The sequence below is a fragment of the Anaeromicrobium sediminis genome, from assembly GCF_002270055.1.
In the GTDB taxonomy this organism is placed as follows: Bacteria; Bacillota; Clostridia; order Peptostreptococcales; family Thermotaleaceae; genus Anaeromicrobium; species Anaeromicrobium sediminis.
This window is the reverse complement of the sequence record NZ_NIBG01000001.1, coordinates 110,845-127,976: the sequence shown is the minus strand read 5'-3', so window position 1 is coordinate 127,976 and position 17,132 is coordinate 110,845. Positions and strand designations below refer to the sequence as shown.

Here is a 17,132-nt window from a genome sequence, read left to right as displayed (position 1 = left end):
AATAAAAGATAACCACAGGGGCTATCTTTTATTTAAGATATTATGAGATTCATTAACAATACTTTCAATTAATTCTTCTAGATTTTCAACGCTCTCATTTGGACTATTTCTTAAATATGCTAAATACTCAATATTCCCTTCAGGTCCCTTTATGGGAGAAAAGGCTAATCCTTTTACAGATAAATTTTCCTGGATACTAAATGATATTATTCTTTCTATTACTTCTCTATGAACATTAATATCCCTAACTACACCTTTTTTACCTACTTTTTCTCGACCTGCCTCGAATTGTGGTTTTATTAGGCATACTATTTCACCATCTTCTTTTAAAAGAGATTTTACAACAGGCAAAACTAATCTTAAAGATATAAATGATACATCTATAGACGCAAAATCTAATTTTTCTACTAATTCCTTATCAATATACCTTATATTAGTTCTCTCCATTACTACTACCCTATCATCTTGCCTCAATTTCCAATCAAGTTGTCCATATCCCACATCTACAGAATATACCTTTTTTGCTCCATTCATAAGCATACAATCTGTAAATCCACCTGTTGATGCTCCCACATCCATGCACACTTTATCCTTTAAAGTTATAGGAAACTGCTTCATGGCCTTTTCTAGTTTTAGGCCACCCCTACTTACATAAGGAATTGCCTTTCCTTTAACTATAATTTCCTTTGTACTATCTACTATAGTTCCAGCCTTATCTATTTTCTCATTGCCTACAAAAACTAATCCAGCCATTATAGATCTCTTTGCCTTTTCCCTTGATGGAAAAAAACCTTTTTCAACTAAAAGTACATCTAATCTATTTTTTTGTTTCATTATAAAACTCCTTTTATATATTGAACTATACTATTAGAGTCTAGTTTATATGCTTTCATTAAAATTTCAGTATCTCCATGTTCAATAAATTCATCTGGAAAACCTAAGAGTTTTAAGTCACATTTAATATTTTCCTCATTAAACAACTCTAATACCTTATTACCAAATCCGCCCTTTATTAAATTATCTTCTATTATTAATACGTTCTTTATGCCTTTGCACTCTTTTATTAAAGTATCTTTATCTAATGGCTTGGCAAATCTTGCATTTATTACTTTGCAATTAATATTATCATCTAATAGCTTTATAGCTGCATCGTATGCTACTTTCACCATTTTACCAATTGCAATTATACATACATCTTGTCCATCTGTTAAGACCTCTGATTTACCACTGGATATATTATAATTATTACTTATAGATGTGAAATCCTGACTGGTACCCCTTGGATACCTAATAGCAACTGGTTTATTCAAGCTTACAGCATATTCTAACATGTTTTCTAGTTCTTTACCATCCTTTGGAGCCATTACTGTTAAATTAGGAACACTTGTTAAAAAAGACAAGTCAAATACTCCATGATGAGTTTCACCATCATTTCCTACTATACCGCTCCTATCTAAACAAAATACCACTGGTAAATTTTGAAGGCATACATCATGTATTATTTGGTCATAGGCCCTTTGTAAGAATGTTGAATATACAGCAAACACAGGAGTCAATCCACAGGCTGCTAATCCTGCTGCAAAAGTTACTGCATGTTGCTCTGCTATTCCCACATCAAAAAATCTCTCTGGATATTTTATTGAAAAATCCAAAAGACCAGTTCCTGTTGGCATGGCCGCTGTTATAGCAACTACATTTTTATTTTTCTGACCTATATTTACAAGGGCTTTCCCAAACACTGAAGAGTATGATTCTTCTCCCTTAGTAGATTTTTTTAATGTTTTTCCACTTTTAACATCAAAAGGACTTATACCATGGTATTTATCAGGATTTTTTTCTGCAAAACTATATCCTTTTCCCTTTTTAGTTATGGTATGAACTAATACAGGGCCCTTTATTTTTTTTGCCCTCTCTAAAACGATTTTTAATTCCTTTATATCATGTCCATCAACTGGACCTAAATATGTAAAACCTAACTCTCCAAATAAAACCCCAGGTACAAGAAGATGCTTTAAACTATCCTTAGCTTTTCCCACTGTTTTAGCCATAGTTTTTCCGACTGCAGGAATTTTATTTAGTAATTGCTCTATTTCATCTTTGACTTTTACATATTTTGGGTCTGTTCTTAGCCTATTTAGATATTTTGACATACCTCCCACATTGGGAGAAATAGACATTTCATTATCATTTAATATTACTATTAATTCTGTATTAGAATGTCCTGCGTGATTTAAGGCTTCAAAGGCCATTCCACCTGTTAATGCTCCATCCCCAATTACTGCCACAACAGAATAATCTTCTTCTTTTATATCTCTAGCTTTTGCCATCCCCAAAGCTGCAGAAATTGATGTACTACTATGTCCTGTATCAAAGTGGTCATGTATACTTTCAGAACGTTTTGGAAATCCACTTAACCCCTTATATTGTCTTAAGGTATCAAACTCATTTGCTCTTCCCGTTAAAATTTTATGAACATAGGTTTGATGACCTACATCCCAAACTATTTTATCTTTAGAAGTATCAAATACATTATGTAGTGCTAATGTTAATTCCACAACCCCCAAATTTGATGCTAAGTGCCCCCCTGTGATAGAAACTTTATCTATTAAATATTTTCTTATCTCACCTGCTAAAACTTCCAATTCATTATAGTTAGACGCCTTACATACATTTGGTGTGTTTACTTTATCTAAAAAGTTTTGCACCCTATTCATCTCTCTTTCAATTATTAATCTTTAATTATATTCAACCCAATTTTTTTCTTTATCTGGTATAACAACTTTCCTACTGCAAACACAATTTCCTTTGAATGACTTATTCCAATTTCCTTTCCCAAAGCCTTTCCACCAACAGTCAGCGATGCCACAACTCCACTTAATAATACATTCAATATACTCTCTGAAATAGAGTGGGATTTTATAAGTAACGCTACTTTTAATATAATAACAGCACCGGCCATACCACTTACTATACCACATATATCTCCTATAACATCATTACAAAAATTTGATACAGTACTAGCATTTCGAATTAGTTTAACAGCTTGTCTTGCCCCTGCTACTTTTCTCGATGCCATAGAGTGAAATGGTTTTTCATTAGCAGATGTAACTGCTACTCCTATTAAATCAAATAGTATTCCTATTGATATTATAAACAATAACACCATAAATGCCATATATATATTTAGTTTATTTATAAGTAAATCAGATATAAGAGTAATTAATATGGACAAAAAAAATGTCCATATTGTTATAAGGAGCACCCATTTTCTGCTTTTGTACAAAGATTTTTTTATGCTTTTAAATAAAGCAGTTTTACTATTAGAATTTTTAGACATATATTATCACCTTTATAAGTATTAAAATAGGTGGTGGTATACGGAATAAATTTTGCGGCTTAGGTCTAGTTGGATTTCCCAAAAAGATACTGGTCTGTCGCCAGATCAGTGGTTTCCCTTCCAATCTTTTTATGCATTGTTGCCAATAACATGACTAGATTACCACTTAGTCCACACTACAATCTTCAGTATACCTTTTCCAAACAGTCTAGGAGCTTTCCTCAACAGTCAAATCATTTCCTAGCCTCTTTTGCAGAATAGGTTTCAAATAGCAATAGTATTATTTTATTGGCCCGTAAAACAATATCTTTATCTATTTATCCACCATATTCCACTCAAGGCAGGCTACTCTACACGTAGCACTCATCATACCACAATTGTAGGTTTATCCTAATAGATAGAATTATCTTCCATTAGGTCTCCACGGAGGGAGGGTCATCGCCCACATGCCATTGCGGATCGCCCCCTACTCCTTACTCCCAGCATCAACCCCTGACTGGGCGTTAGCAGCAGATACCAGGAACTTCATCGATGTGCCCTTTGACGGATTTTTAGGCCCGCCTTCAGAAATGAATGATCTGACTAGAATACTGCACCACCTGTTAATTTTTTATAATTTACATTAAAATTTACCTACTACATTACAACGTTTGCTATAAGTATACCCAATAATGCTCCTGCAAAAACCTCAATAGGTGTATGTCCGATAAGTTCTTTTAATCTCTTTTCTCTTATTTCTTTTAAACTTTTGTGATTATGTTTATCAGCAATAATTTTATTTAATATCATAGCCTGTTTTCCTACGGATCTTCTTACTCCTGAGGCGTCATACATGACTACCATGGCCACAGCCAAACTTATGGCATATTCAACAGAACCCCAACCCTTTTTTAGCCCTACAGCAGTAGATAAAGCCATGACTAAAGCAGAGTGTGAACTAGGCATTCCACCTGAACCAACAAATCTATATACATCAAATTTCTTATCCGTTATTAGTGTTAAAATCACTTTTAATATTTGAGCAATAAACCATGCAATAAAAGTAACTGATATTATTTCGTTATTTATTAATTCATGTATAAAGAGCAAATTTTTTCCTCCTCAATTAGTATTCCCTTTTTACAAGATATTTTGCTAATTCAATGAAAAATTCTGCTTTATCTTCATATTTCCTAAGTAAGTTTATACTTTCATCAAATAAGAAATTCACTTTTTCTATTGACTCTTCCATTCCATATAGTGAAGGATATGTAGATTTATTATTTTCTATGTCACTTCCAACTTTTTTTCCTAATTTTTTTTCATCCCCTACAATATCTAAAATATCATCTGTAATTTGGAATCCTAATCCTATATTTTCAGCATATTTAGTCAAATCCTCTAGTTCACTTTCAGAAGCACCTCCAATTATGGCTCCTGCACGTATAGATGCTCTTATTAGAGCTCCCGTCTTTTTCCTGTGTATAAAGTCTAGTGTACCCTTATCTATCTTTTTATTTTCACTAAGAAGATCTACAACCTGACCTCCTATCATTCCTGAAGCTCCTGATGACCATGCAATTTCTTGTGACGCCAATAACTTATTTTTATTAAAGTCTTCTAAAGTAGCTTTTAGCATTAATTCATATGCATAGTTTAAAAGTCCATCGCCAGCTAATATGGCCATAGCTTCACCATATACTTTATGATTTGTTAATTTACCTCTTCTATAGTCATCATTATCCATTGACGGTAAATCATCATGAACTAGGGAGTAAGAGTGTATCATTTCCATGGCACAAGCATATGGTATTGCATCTTCATAATTTCCTCCCACAAATTCACATGCGGCTAACATTAATATGGGCCTTAATCTTTTACCACCAGCAAATACACTATATCTCATAGATTCATATACTACCTTTTCATAAGATCCTTCATTAGGCATATATTTATCTAAAGCTCTTTCCACTACTTCTATTTTAGCCTTTAAAACCTCTTTGATGTCCACACTTGTGCCCTCCGTTTCCCTTTGTCTAACCTTAGTTTTCAAAATCTATAAATGTATCCTCAGCTAAAACTTTTATTTTTTGATTTGCATTATCTATTTCATTATTGCAAAATCTATATAAGCTGATACTAATCTCGTATACTTTTAAAAGATCATTTAAAGATAACTCCCCTTCTTCTAAAAGGTTTGTAACTCTTTCTAGCTTATATAAAGCTTCTTCAAATGTATCCTTATTATTTAGAGCTAATTGGCCAAATTCTTCCATTTAGAATAGACTCCTTATATTTATTTTCAACCTTACATATTAAATGACCATCTTTTAAATTCACCTTGATCTCATCTTCTATTGAAACTTCTTCTATGCTATTAATAGTTCCATAATCATTAGATATGACAGCATAACCTCGGCTAATCGTAGAAAATGGATTTAAGGTTCCCAATTTTAAACCTAGATTTTCAACTTTAAACTCTGCCTTATTCAAATAATTTTGTACGGAAAAATCCATAACCTGTTTAAAACTATGAATAGTATTTTCATATGTATTTAATTTATTTTCCACAATTTTTCTTCCATTCATAGGATTTAATTTTGATAATCTATTTTCCATGTTTACAATATTTTTTTCTAGAGAAATTTTACTTTGTTCATATCTTATTTTAATAAAATTTTTAATATCTCTTAAATCTTTTACACATAATTCAGCTGCAGAAGATGGAGTTGGAGCCCTTAAATCAGAAACAAAATCAGCTATAGTATAGTCTGTTTCATGGCCAATTCCTGAAATAATAGGAATTTTGGAATCAAATATGGCTCTGGCAACCTTTTCTTCATTAAAAGACCACAACTCCTCAATGGAGCCTCCACCTCTACTTAATATTATTACATCCATATCATCATAAATACTATTTATCTTGTCTATGTTCTCACAAATAGATGTACTTGAATTAACGCCTTGAACTAGGGTTGGGAAAATATACACATTAACTAAAGAGTTTCTTCTACTAATTACAGAGATAATATCCCTAATTGCCGCACCAGTTGGAGACGTTATTACTCCAATCTTCTTAGGAAAATTAGGAATGCTTTTTTTATATATAGGAGAAAATAAACCTTCTCCTTCTAAATAGTTCCTTAATTTTTTAAATTTCTCATGTAGCTCTCCTAAACCTTCTAGTAATATACTTTGAGCATATAATTGATATTGACCATCCCTCTCATATACAGATATATATCCTTTAACAATTACTTTTAGGCCATTTTCTGGTTTGAAGTTCAAAAGATTAACATTATTCCTAAACATAATACAATTTATTTTACTTTCATCATCCTTAATTGAGAAATAAGCATGGCCACTTGAATGTAACTTGAAATTAGATATTTCCCCTTTTAAAGAAACATTATTCAATATGGGGTCAATGGTTAATATTTTTTTTATATATTTATTTAATTCCGTAACACTTAAGGCCTTGAGTTCCATAGCTTTTCAGTTGCTTCCAAAGTATTTTCAAGTAACATAGTAATAGTCATAGGCCCTACACCGCCTGGAACAGGAGTAATCCATGAAGCAACTTCTTTAGCACTATCAAATTCCACATCCCCCACAAGCTTACCGTCTAATTTTCTAGTTCCTGCATCAATCACTATGGCTCCTTCTTTTATCATATGTCCCTTTATTAAATTAGGAACTCCTGCTGCCGCAACAACTATATCTGCTTCTTTTAAAAATAGTTCCATATTTTTAGTTTTAGAATGACAAATAGTGGTTGTACAACTTTCCTTTAACAATAATATGGCTGCAGGTTTACCTACTATATTACTTCTACCTACTACTACCGCATTTTTTCCTGCCATATCAGTTCCTGTTCTTTTAATTAGTTCTATTATTCCTTTTGGAGTACAAGGTACATATGATTCTTCTCCTAATGTTAAATTTCCCATATTTACTGCATGGAAACCATCCACATCCTTTTGAGGTGAAATATGTGAATTTACAAGATTTTCATCCATATGTTTTGGAAGGGGTAATTGAACCAGTATACCATTAATTTTATCATCGTTATTTAAATGATCTATAAGGTTTAATAATTCTTCTTGAGTAGTAGATTCTGGAAGTTTATGTTCTTCTGAATGGAATCCTACACTTTTACACGCTTTTGCTTTCATTGATACATATACATGGGAAGCCTCATCATCACCTACGATTACCACTGCTAACCCAGGTACTATACCCTTTTCTTCTTTCATTCGGTCAACTCTTTCAATTATGTCTGCTCTGATTTCCTTTGAGATTTTTCTTCCATCTAATATCTTTGCCATTTTTATTCCTCCTCAAAAATAGCCTCAGCTCCTATAAGTGCACTTCCAATAGCATTGTCAGTACAATGGGAAGCTTTAGCAAAATATATACTTGTTGAGTCATTAATCCTACTATTTAAATGGGTTTTAATAAAATTACTAGATGCAACGCCTCCCACTAAAATTACTTTGTCCATGTTGTATTTTTTAGTGGCATAATTTATCATGGAGCTTAAACCTTTAATTATGTATTCAAAGATCAAAAGGCTTATATACTCATTATCCATTTTTTCTTCAATTAACTTACAAATCCTAGTCTCTGGACCCGAAAGACTAATTTCACCATTTTTTGCAAACATTTTTATTTCTTCTTTAAGCTTCATCTTTGAATCAAAAGCAATTTCATCTAATCTGGGACCTGCTGGAAAATCAAATCCCATTTTCACACCTGCTCGGTCTAGAAATTGCCCTATACTTATGTCCGTAGTTCCACCTATTATATCTATATTATAACCTAATTTAGAATTTCTTTTAACTAAAAGTAATTCTGTTGTTCCTCCTGAGATATGTATAGCTAAAAATTTTTTGTCAAATTGTTCATCAATAGAATGAATAGCAGCCTTAATGTGATTTTCTTGATGACTACATTCAAAATATTTGCACCCTAGTACATTAGATATAGTTTGTCCAAAAGAAGTGGATGCCTTGAAGACTGGCATATAGGATTCTAGGGTAGGCCTTGGTTTACTACTAGCACATACACCTTTAATTTTACCACAAATTTTCAACTTTCCAATTTCATTAAGTAAAATTGGAATATTATTTATATGTTGAAAAAGGGCATCGGATTGTCGTAGCCCTCTTTTTCCCATAGGTACTTTTAAAAGTTGCCTTTTATCTAGAATAATGTTTCCATCAAGATCCACAACGGCAACTGATGTGGTATAGTTACTAGTATCAATACCTAGTACATAGTTACTCATATTATCTATCACTCTTTAAAACATTACCCAAAATACCATTTATGAAACTACCTGACTCTTCTGTACTAAACTTTTTACCCATTTCTACTGCTTCATTCACAGCTACTAGATTAGGAATATTTTCATCATATAAAATCTCTACTATGGCTGTTCTTAAAATACTTAAATCAACCTTTGCTATTCTGTCAAATTTCCAACTCTTTAAATTTAATTTAATAACTTCATCTACATTTTCTTTATGTTCTATTAAGTTGGAAACTATATTATTTACATATTTTTCTTGCTTGTCCTTCTCAGGTATATTCACACCTATTAATTCATTCAATTTTTCTATAGAAAAGTCCTTTTGTATCTCCATTTGAAATATTATTTGCATTGCTATCTCTCTTGCCATTTTTCTTTGCATAAAATCCTCCTAATAATTGTAGTATTATAGTTATTGTTTCACAATTTTCAAATTATATATGAATAAAAACTCAAATTTACCCTCTGATTAATCAGAGGGTAAATTTATCTTAAAAAATTGAAAAAATTACTTTTCCGTTTCTTGGTTTTGATTCATGTTTACACCTTGAACATGAATATTAACTTCCAATACTTTTAATCCTGTCATAGTTTCAATTGCCTTTTTTACATTCTCTTGAATTTGCCATGATACTTCTGGAATCTTAGCACCATACTCTACTATTATGTATAAATCTATTACAGTTTCCTTTTCTCCTACTTCTACTTTTACACCTTTTGATAGATTCTTTTTACCCAGTATCTCCGCAATTCCTCCAGCAATTCCACCACTCATACCAGCTACACCTTCAACTTCTGTAGCTGCCAGTCCAGCAATAATTCCTACTACGTCATCAGAAATTTTAATCTGACCATAGTCCATATTTTCTAGATTATCCTTCACAGAAATAACCCCCTGATTCATATTAATTTTATCTAATCTTTAGTATACCAAAATCATGTTTTTTTTACAATCTTATCTAAAATTTATTTTTATATTGTCCATAGGAGCCTTAGTTTCCCTTGTAACAATATCTAATATTTTAGCCATATCAGAATTTGATAGTTCTTCTGTTTGTACTATTACATTTACTGAGTGTTCCGTCACAAATACAACCACATCTTCAAAGCCTTTAGATCTTACTAAATTTTCTACTATTTTTTCTTTGTTTATAGTATTAATTATACTCATTTTTTCCTTATTTGCCAGTTTTCTACTACTCTCATCCGTCTTGTCATTATCAATTATTTCATTTAGTAATTCTAACATTTTTTCTCTTTCCATGTTTATATTTAATCTAGATTCTATAAAGAAATTATCCTTTTCCTTTGTCAAAATATCACTTTCAATAGATTTGCTTGTTTCTGATATAATATCTTTTATTTTGCTCTCATTACTATCTACCACAACTAGATTTTCATCCGCTTCTTTTACCACTTCTTGTGTAGGTTCTTTAGTTACAATAAGTTGTTCATCTTCATTTAATTCTATATTTTCTGCTAATTTATTTTCCTCATATTCTTCAAGTTCTTGAGAAGTCTCTAAAAGCGAAAATTTATTGATAGAATAATTCAAATAGCTTATTACACATAATAAAATAACTAAGGAAAAAATAAATAGATTTTTCTTTTTAATTATAAACATATTAAAACACTCCTTTTATCATTAAAGTTTATTTCTTTTCATACACCATTACCTTATATGATGGAATTTGAAAAACAGTTCTGACTGCCTCTATTATAGAATTTTTAACAACTATGTTTTCCACTCCTTGGGCTACTACTACTACACCTCGTATATCTGGTTTTATTTCTTTTATTACTACTAGATCTTGTTGCTGATTATTTGTTACAACATTTTTGGAAATATTTTCTTGTTTTGTTGTTCTAGTTCCCCCTTCTGAATCCTTTTCTTGAGATTCTTCCATAGAACTAGTTACATTCATAGCAGGTATTACTTCAGAGGTAGTTTCATAGGTTATCATTACATCAACCTCTCCTACTCCTTTTATTTGTGACAATATACCCTCTAGTTCCTTCTCTGTAGTATCATTATATGTATCAGGGTTCTCATATTCTTTATCAGAGACCTTTTTTTCATTGACTAATTTAATATTTGATTGAGATGTATCGCTTATATCTATAATGTCTAATCCTATCAATCCAATTACGCTTATGATGATTATCAAAATTAAACTGTTCATTAACTTTTTACTATTCTTCTTATCTAATAGATTTTTGAAGAAGTTAAAAATTTTCATATTTATCCCCTTCCTTTAATTTTCATTTATTATTGTTATATTAGTATCATCTAAATCATAAAATAGAGCTATTTCCTTTTTTATCTTGTCTATTTCCTTACTTTTGTTTTTTTCTGCTTTTACATTTTCTCCTTTATTATTACTTACATTTATATATATTTTTTCTATTCTATTCAAATCATTTTTATCATTTTCTTTAAATGAAATTCCTACTTTAATATTTTTAATAGTTCCAAAGTTATCACTACTAGTGTCTTTTATTATTTCTGCGTCTACCTCATTCACTGTCACAGCATAGTCCTTAGAAATTCTATCTTTTATGTGACCTTCTAGCTTATTTTTATATACTCTTATAATTTGTTCTTCTTGGTCAAACTTAATATTATCTTTTTTTAATGCTAATATATTAGTATCTAAAATGGTCGATGTTCTTATTATCTCGCCTTCAATATTTATATCCCCTTTTACCAATAGTAAAATAGGGTTTATTATTACAATAATAACTAAAATACCTACTACTAGATTTACATATTTTTTAGTAGATCCATTAGGTAATATGACATCTACTGCTGTAATGAATATTACTAAAACTAATATATTTTTTATCCAATCTTTAAAGAAAACTTCCATTTAATCACCTACTTAAGTATCAAAGTCAGATTTCCTGTTCCAATTATAATGGTTACTGCCAAAAAGAACATAATTGCAACAGAAGCTACAACTGCAAATACTAAAACCATTGCTTTGCTTATTTCATTTAAACAATTAACTAATTTACTATCTGTTATAGGTTCTATTATGGCTGCCGATATTTTGTATAAAAATATTAAGGATAATATTTTTAACAAAGGCATTGATACTATAATAAGAAGAACTATTATCCCTATAATCCCCACTGCATTTTTTAATAAAACAGAACAACCAATTATGGTATCAAAGGCATCTGATATGAATCCTCCAACTACTGGAACAAAACTTTCTACAGCGAATCTAGCTGTTCTTAAAGTTAATCCATCACTTGCTGCTGATGTTACTCCTTTAATTGCTATTACACCACTAAATAGTGTCAAAATAAATCCCATAGCAACTAAGGTTCCTTCCCTTAAGAGGGATGAGAGTTTATTTATATGAATCTTTGATGAAAGATTATTAACCATACTCAATATGGCCGTAAAAAAAATAAGAGGCATGATTATAGTTTGCATAAATGTACTTACAATAGATATTGAACTATATATTATTGGCTGGAATAAAGTTGCTGTGGTTATTGATCCTGTACTTACTATAAAAGTAATCAATATGGGAAATAGGGCTTGCATAAAACTTAACATATTGTCAATACTTTTATTTCCTATGCTTATGGCATTTGAAAAATTTTTAATTGCTAGGGTAATAATGAGTAAATAACATACCATATATGCCAATTGGGCCACTGAGTCACTTTCAAAGGCAGATGATAAGTTACTTAATAAAGTACATATTATTGATAAAATTATTATCTGTGCCAATATATGTGAATTTGAAATTATTTCCCTAAAAAGTACTTTAAAACTATATTCAATACCTGCCTTTACAGAATAATTCCCCTCCCCTTTAATTATGTCTATCAACATTTTTTTTACATTTATATTTGATAATTCTCTTTTCCCATTAACATCTATTTCATCTAATATCTTATCTATAGATTGAAAATCTATACTGTTTATTTGTTCATTTAATATGTCTTCTTGTGAATATGTATTATTATTGTTATCTAAAGAATAGGACGTTGATGTTAATGCGAAAAATATTAATAATATTAAAATTGTTTTTTTCATCTCATTCACCCTATGCTATTAATTGTATAATGGTATTTAAAAGGCCTACCAAAATTGGTATTGCTAGTACCATTATTAATACTTTCCCAGCTAATTCAATCTTTGAAGCAATAGCTCCTTCACCTGCGTCTTTACAAAGTTGCGCTCCAAATTCTGCTATATATGCTATACCAATAATTTTAAATATTGTGGATATGTATATCATATCTATATCAAGCCTTTTAGCTATCATATTCAGAAGATCTAAAACAGTTCCTAATTTAGATAGTATAAAGAGAAATATTATTAAACCTGCTACTAAGCTTATTTGTAGAGATATTTCAGGCTTATGCTTTTTAAAAGTCATAGATAGAATAGTTGCTATTATACCTACTCCTACAATTTTGAATATGTCCATACAAATCACCCTTATCAGTAAAGTTGAAACATGGTCTTTACAGTAGCAAACAATTCACTTATCATTTTTATAATCATGAATAATACAACGATTATTCCTGCTAATGTAGTCATCATTGCTTGGTCATCCCTGCCCGAGCGTATAAGTACCTGGTTTAATACTGTTACTACTATACCTATTCCTGCAATTTTAAAAATCAAATCAACACTAACATTCATAGCAATCCTCCTTAGACTTTGGGTTTATATAAAAATTACTACTATGGCAATTCCAATTAAAGCTCCTATTTTTCTGTACATATTTCCATATCGTTTTGCCAATTCATAGGCTTCTCTTTTTTGTTGCTCTAATTCTACATAAGAGCTTTTAAAAAAACTTTGTTGGTGTTCCTTGTCCATATAACCTAAATTTAAAAATAGATTATATACTATGTCAATATCATCTTTTAAGACAAATAGATTATTAGCTTCTTTATCTATAGTTATTTTAAATGCCTCCTCTACTGTATATCCCCTTTTAGTTGATAGCAAATTTGAGATCTCTATAAACACTCTTCCTATGCTATCTTTAGAATATTCTCCAGCCCTATGTAATGCATCAACTAATCTCGATGATGTAAACATTATTTCTGTTTCTAATTGCTGTATGCTACTATATAGAGCTTTTAGCTCTTTAAATCGTTGAGTATAGGAGTACGAATACATATAGCCTATGAAAGTACATGCTCCTATAATTAAGGTTGACAAAACTAACTTAATCAACAATTTAACTCCTCCTTTGTTTTAATTAGTAAATTCATATATCTTACTCATATTTCTCCCATCAATTATTTCCTTTACAGTTCCTACTTTAGGATTATTAGTTAAAACTAAAATACGCTGAAATATTTTTTTATTTATTAACTCTCCTACATATTCTCTATTTTTAATATCGTCTATATCATATCCATGTATGGTTGTTATTACCTTTACACCTGCATTTAAAATACTCTTAATTGCGTGTACATCTTCTTTCTTTCCAATTTCATCAGTGGCAATAACATTAGGAGACATGGATCTTAAGAGCATAAATATACCTTCAGACTTTGGACAAGCATCTAATACATCTGTTCTTATGCCTATATTGTTCTGAGGAATTCCCTTATACATAGCACAAATTTCTGAACGTTCATCTACAACCCCCACATTTGTTCCTTCATAATTTAATTTTTTAATGCCATTACTAAAATTTCTTATAATATCCCTTAATAAAGTGGTTTTGCCACATTGAGGAGGAGAAATTATTAATGTATTATAAATCTCTATGGAATTATTAATCAAATATTTCATAAGAAAGTTAGATACACCCACCTTTTCATGGGCTATTCTCACATTTAATCCAGATATATCTTGTATAGTTTGAATTCCACTCTTATTAAAAACTACACGTCCACAAATGCCCACCCTATGACCATCTTTCAAAGTTATGAATCCATTTTTTATATCTTCTTCAAAAGCATATATTGAATAATCTGTCACTAATTGATATGTTTTTAATATATCCTCTTTAGACACTAAGTAAGGCTCATTTAGGTTAGTTTCCATATGGCCTAAATTATTAATTAAAAAATCCTTATTAGATTTATTTATTATTAATGGTCGATTTGTGCGCAATCTAATTTCTTCTATCCCATTTAATCTTTCTTCTGAGATCTTTAATAATATATTTCTTATATTCAATGGAAATATTTCCATTACATTATAGGGCAAACTTTTCTCTTTTTTTAAGAAGTTATTGTATTTTGAAAAATTCATAATAACATGTCCTCCTTTATATCATTAATATTTAAATTCATTTGGAATTATGCCAAAAAATAAAAAAAGATTCCTAATTAAATTAATTAGGAATCTTTTTTTATTTTTTATTAATTTGGCTCAACATACATATGCTCGTTACAGCTTGGACACAATAATTCAGTTTCTTCATCATTGTTATACATTACTTCATCATCTAAATAAATTGTGTCTCCACAGCTTGGGCACTCCACTTCAACTAAATCAACATCATCTTCTAGTAGATCATCATCGTCGTCGTCTTCTTCAAATAAAACTTCTTCCACTTCAGATAAGTCTTCATCAATACACTCAACGTATTCATCTAACTCTTCTACTTCTTCATTTAAATCAGATAGTGAATCAGCAAATTCTTCAAGTACATCTAGAATCCCTACAAGCAATTTTCCTTCTTTTGAGCATTCAGTTACTTCGATGCCTTCTGCTAAACCTCTTAAGTACGCAACTTTTTCATATAGATAGTTCACAGATACGACCTCCTTTTGCTTAGTTACTATAATAGTATTGCCTAAGCTCTAGATAAATAATCACCGGATCTTGTATCTATTTTAATTTTATCTCCTTCATTAATAAAAACTGGAACATGAACAATTGCCCCTGTTTCTACTGTAGCTGGCTTAGTAACGTTAGTAGCAGTAGCCCCTTTAATTCCTGGTTCTGTTTCAATTACAGCTAACTCTACAAAGTTAGGAGGATCTACTTGGAATGCACTTCCATTGAAAAACTTAACTGTTGCCATATCATTTTCCCTTATGTACTTAATTGCTTCCTCTACATTCTCTTTTGTAATTGGAACTTGATCATATGTTTCATTATCCATGAAATAATATAAATCTCCATCGCTATATAAATATTGCATTTCTTTAGTTTCAATATGAGCTTTTTTAAACTTATCGTTTGGATTAAAGGCCTCTTCACGAGTAGCTCCTGTCATTATATTTCTATACTTAGTTCTAACGAAAGCTGCTCCCTTTCCAGGCTTTACATGTTGGAAGTCCAATATCACATGTGGAACCCCGTTTATTTCAAATGTAATACCTTTTCTAAAATCTCCTGCGTAAATCATTATTATCCCTCCACATTTTATAATTCTATTAATTCTTTTGGTGACTTGGATAGAACTTCATGTCCCTCATTAGTAACTACTACTAAATCTTCTATTCTTACTCCTCCGAACTGCGGAACATAAATTCCAGGTTCATCTGTAACAACCATATTAGGCTTCAATATGTCACTGCTAACTGGAGATAATCTTGGACTTTCATGAACTTCCATTCCTACTCCATGGCCTAGACCATGACCAAAATATTCGCCATAACCCTTTTCACTTATGTAGTCTCTAGCGATTTTATCTATTTTTGAACACTCTACATTAGGCCTTATATTTTCTAAAGCCCTCTTTTGAGCCTCTAAAACTATATTATAAATTTCCTTTTGTTTTTCATTGGCCTTACCCACAACTATAGTTCTAGTCATGTCAGAACAATATCCTTCATATACACAACCAAAATCAAGTGTTATAAAGTCTCCATTTTCAATAATCTTATCCGTGTACACTCCATGAGGAAGTGCAGATCTCTTTCCAGATGCCACAATTGAATCAAAAGATAACTCAGTAGCACCCCTTTTCTTCATGAAAAACTCAAGTTCTATTGCTATATCTCTCTCCGTAATTCCTGGTTTAATAAAACTACAGATGTGAGCAAAAGCTTCATCAGCTATACTAGCTGCTTTTCTTATGTATTCTACCTCTATTGAATCCTTAATTTTTCTTAAATCTTTAATTTCATCGTCAATTGGAATGAAATCCGTATTAGATATTTTGTTTTTCAATGTTTCATATTCTTTAAGTGTGATAAACTCAGATTCAAATCCAATTTTCCTAACATTTAACTTCTCAATAATATCGTATAGACTATTTCCCTTTGAATTATTATCAAACTTTAATATATCATAGGCTCTACATTGATTTTTAGCCTGTTCTACATATCTAAAATCTGTTAAAAAATAATTTTTATCCTTAGTAATAAGTACATACCCACTAGTACCAGTAAATCCACTAAAATATCTTCTGTTTTCCGGTTTATATATTAAAGCAGCTTCCAAATTACTTTCATTGAATAGATTTTTAAGATTATTGATTCGCTGTTCTATAGGAATCACCTCCATGAAGACTATGCAATATGTAAATTTTGCATATCTTTTATTATGATATC

22 protein-coding genes are annotated in these 17,132 nt (G+C 30.6%); all 22 read right to left on the bottom strand.

All coding sequences use genetic code 11. The features are described 5' to 3' along the window. Positions 1 to 21: 21 nt before the first annotated feature. Positions 22 to 834: a TlyA family RNA methyltransferase gene (locus CCE28_RS00640; protein ID WP_176461575.1), complete on the bottom strand. Its 813-nt coding sequence runs from the start codon at positions 832 to 834 to the stop codon at positions 22 to 24. Continuing rightward, positions 834 to 2,714 carry a 1-deoxy-D-xylulose-5-phosphate synthase gene (gene dxs / locus CCE28_RS00635; protein ID WP_095129936.1) on the bottom strand — a complete coding sequence of 627 codons (1,881 nt, stop codon included), beginning with the start codon at positions 2,712 to 2,714 and terminating at the stop codon, positions 834 to 836. The genes CCE28_RS00640 and dxs overlap by 1 nt, the downstream gene beginning before the upstream one ends. A 14-nt stretch (positions 2,715 to 2,728) precedes the next feature. Continuing rightward, positions 2,729 to 3,337: a hypothetical protein gene (locus CCE28_RS00630; protein ID WP_242972851.1), complete on the bottom strand. Its 609-nt coding sequence runs from the start codon at positions 3,335 to 3,337 to the stop codon at positions 2,729 to 2,731. A gap of 636 nt (positions 3,338 to 3,973) precedes the next feature. After that, positions 3,974 to 4,426 (bottom strand): divergent PAP2 family protein, encoded by a 453-nt coding sequence (locus CCE28_RS00625; protein WP_095129934.1) that lies wholly within the window; start codon positions 4,424 to 4,426, stop codon positions 3,974 to 3,976. Positions 4,427 to 4,442: 16 nt separating this feature from the next. Then, positions 4,443 to 5,327 carry a polyprenyl synthetase family protein gene (locus tag CCE28_RS00620; RefSeq protein WP_095129932.1) on the bottom strand — a complete coding sequence of 295 codons (885 nt, stop codon included), beginning with the start codon at positions 5,325 to 5,327 and terminating at the stop codon, positions 4,443 to 4,445. A gap of 31 nt (positions 5,328 to 5,358) precedes the next feature. Beyond that, positions 5,359 to 5,592 carry an exodeoxyribonuclease VII small subunit gene (gene xseB / locus CCE28_RS00615; protein WP_095129930.1) on the bottom strand — a complete coding sequence of 78 codons (234 nt, stop codon included), beginning with the start codon at positions 5,590 to 5,592 and terminating at the stop codon, positions 5,359 to 5,361. Next, entirely contained in the window at positions 5,561 to 6,805 is a 1,245-nt protein-coding gene (gene xseA, locus CCE28_RS00610; RefSeq protein ID WP_095129928.1) for an exodeoxyribonuclease VII large subunit, read from the bottom strand. Before xseA ends, xseB begins: the two co-directional genes overlap by 32 nt. Next, a complete protein-coding gene (gene folD / locus CCE28_RS00605) occupies positions 6,787 to 7,644 on the bottom strand; it encodes a bifunctional methylenetetrahydrofolate dehydrogenase/methenyltetrahydrofolate cyclohydrolase FolD (RefSeq protein ID WP_095129926.1) in 858 nt (285 codons plus the stop codon). The genes xseA and folD overlap by 19 nt, the downstream gene beginning before the upstream one ends. A 2-nt stretch (positions 7,645 to 7,646) precedes the next feature. Beyond that, a complete protein-coding gene (locus CCE28_RS00600; protein WP_095129924.1) occupies positions 7,647 to 8,606 on the bottom strand; it encodes a Kae1-like domain-containing protein in 960 nt (319 codons plus the stop codon). Between the two features lies 1 nt (position 8,607). Further along, positions 8,608 to 9,012 (bottom strand): transcription antitermination factor NusB, encoded by a 405-nt coding sequence (gene nusB / locus CCE28_RS00595; protein WP_095129922.1) that lies wholly within the window; start codon positions 9,010 to 9,012, stop codon positions 8,608 to 8,610. Between the two features lie 126 nt (positions 9,013 to 9,138). Continuing rightward, on the bottom strand, positions 9,139 to 9,513 hold the full coding sequence (locus tag CCE28_RS00590) for an Asp23/Gls24 family envelope stress response protein (protein ID WP_095129920.1): 375 nt from the start codon (positions 9,511 to 9,513) through the stop codon (positions 9,139 to 9,141). A gap of 72 nt (positions 9,514 to 9,585) precedes the next feature. Further along, on the bottom strand, positions 9,586 to 10,254 hold the full coding sequence (locus CCE28_RS00585) for a SpoIIIAH-like family protein (RefSeq protein WP_095129918.1): 669 nt from the start codon (positions 10,252 to 10,254) through the stop codon (positions 9,586 to 9,588). A gap of 28 nt (positions 10,255 to 10,282) precedes the next feature. Next, complete coding sequence (locus CCE28_RS00580) at positions 10,283 to 10,870, bottom strand: sporulation stage III protein AG (protein WP_095129916.1); 588 nt, start codon at positions 10,868 to 10,870, stop codon at positions 10,283 to 10,285. 15 nt (positions 10,871 to 10,885) lie between these two features. Further along, positions 10,886 to 11,500, bottom strand: a complete 615-nt coding sequence (gene spoIIIAF, locus CCE28_RS00575; RefSeq protein WP_095129914.1) for a stage III sporulation protein AF — start codon at positions 11,498 to 11,500, stop codon at positions 10,886 to 10,888. 8 nt (positions 11,501 to 11,508) lie between these two features. Beyond that, positions 11,509 to 12,687: a stage III sporulation protein AE gene (gene spoIIIAE / locus CCE28_RS00570; protein ID WP_095129912.1), complete on the bottom strand. Its 1,179-nt coding sequence runs from the start codon at positions 12,685 to 12,687 to the stop codon at positions 11,509 to 11,511. Positions 12,688 to 12,697: 10 nt separating this feature from the next. Continuing rightward, positions 12,698 to 13,084 carry a stage III sporulation protein AD gene (gene spoIIIAD, locus CCE28_RS00565; RefSeq protein ID WP_095129910.1) on the bottom strand — a complete coding sequence of 129 codons (387 nt, stop codon included), beginning with the start codon at positions 13,082 to 13,084 and terminating at the stop codon, positions 12,698 to 12,700. 14 nt (positions 13,085 to 13,098) lie between these two features. Further along, on the bottom strand, positions 13,099 to 13,302 hold the full coding sequence (spoIIIAC, locus tag CCE28_RS00560; RefSeq protein ID WP_095129908.1) for a stage III sporulation protein AC: 204 nt from the start codon (positions 13,300 to 13,302) through the stop codon (positions 13,099 to 13,101). Positions 13,303 to 13,326: 24 nt separating this feature from the next. Beyond that, positions 13,327 to 13,848 (bottom strand): hypothetical protein, encoded by a 522-nt coding sequence (locus tag CCE28_RS00555; protein WP_095129906.1) that lies wholly within the window; start codon positions 13,846 to 13,848, stop codon positions 13,327 to 13,329. Positions 13,849 to 13,866: 18 nt separating this feature from the next. Continuing rightward, the gene (gene spoIIIAA, locus CCE28_RS00550) at positions 13,867 to 14,877 is read right to left on the bottom strand and encodes a stage III sporulation protein AA (RefSeq protein ID WP_095129904.1); all 1,011 of its coding nucleotides are present in this window, start codon (positions 14,875 to 14,877) and stop codon (positions 13,867 to 13,869) included. A gap of 110 nt (positions 14,878 to 14,987) precedes the next feature. Then, on the bottom strand, positions 14,988 to 15,383 hold the full coding sequence (locus CCE28_RS00545) for a CD1247 N-terminal domain-containing protein (RefSeq protein ID WP_095129902.1): 396 nt from the start codon (positions 15,381 to 15,383) through the stop codon (positions 14,988 to 14,990). 41 nt (positions 15,384 to 15,424) lie between these two features. After that, entirely contained in the window at positions 15,425 to 15,982 is a 558-nt protein-coding gene (efp, locus tag CCE28_RS00540; protein WP_095129900.1) for an elongation factor P, read from the bottom strand. A gap of 17 nt (positions 15,983 to 15,999) precedes the next feature. Further along, positions 16,000 to 17,085 carry a M24 family metallopeptidase gene (locus CCE28_RS00535; RefSeq protein WP_095129898.1) on the bottom strand — a complete coding sequence of 362 codons (1,086 nt, stop codon included), beginning with the start codon at positions 17,083 to 17,085 and terminating at the stop codon, positions 16,000 to 16,002. Positions 17,086 to 17,132: the final 47 nt, after the last annotated feature.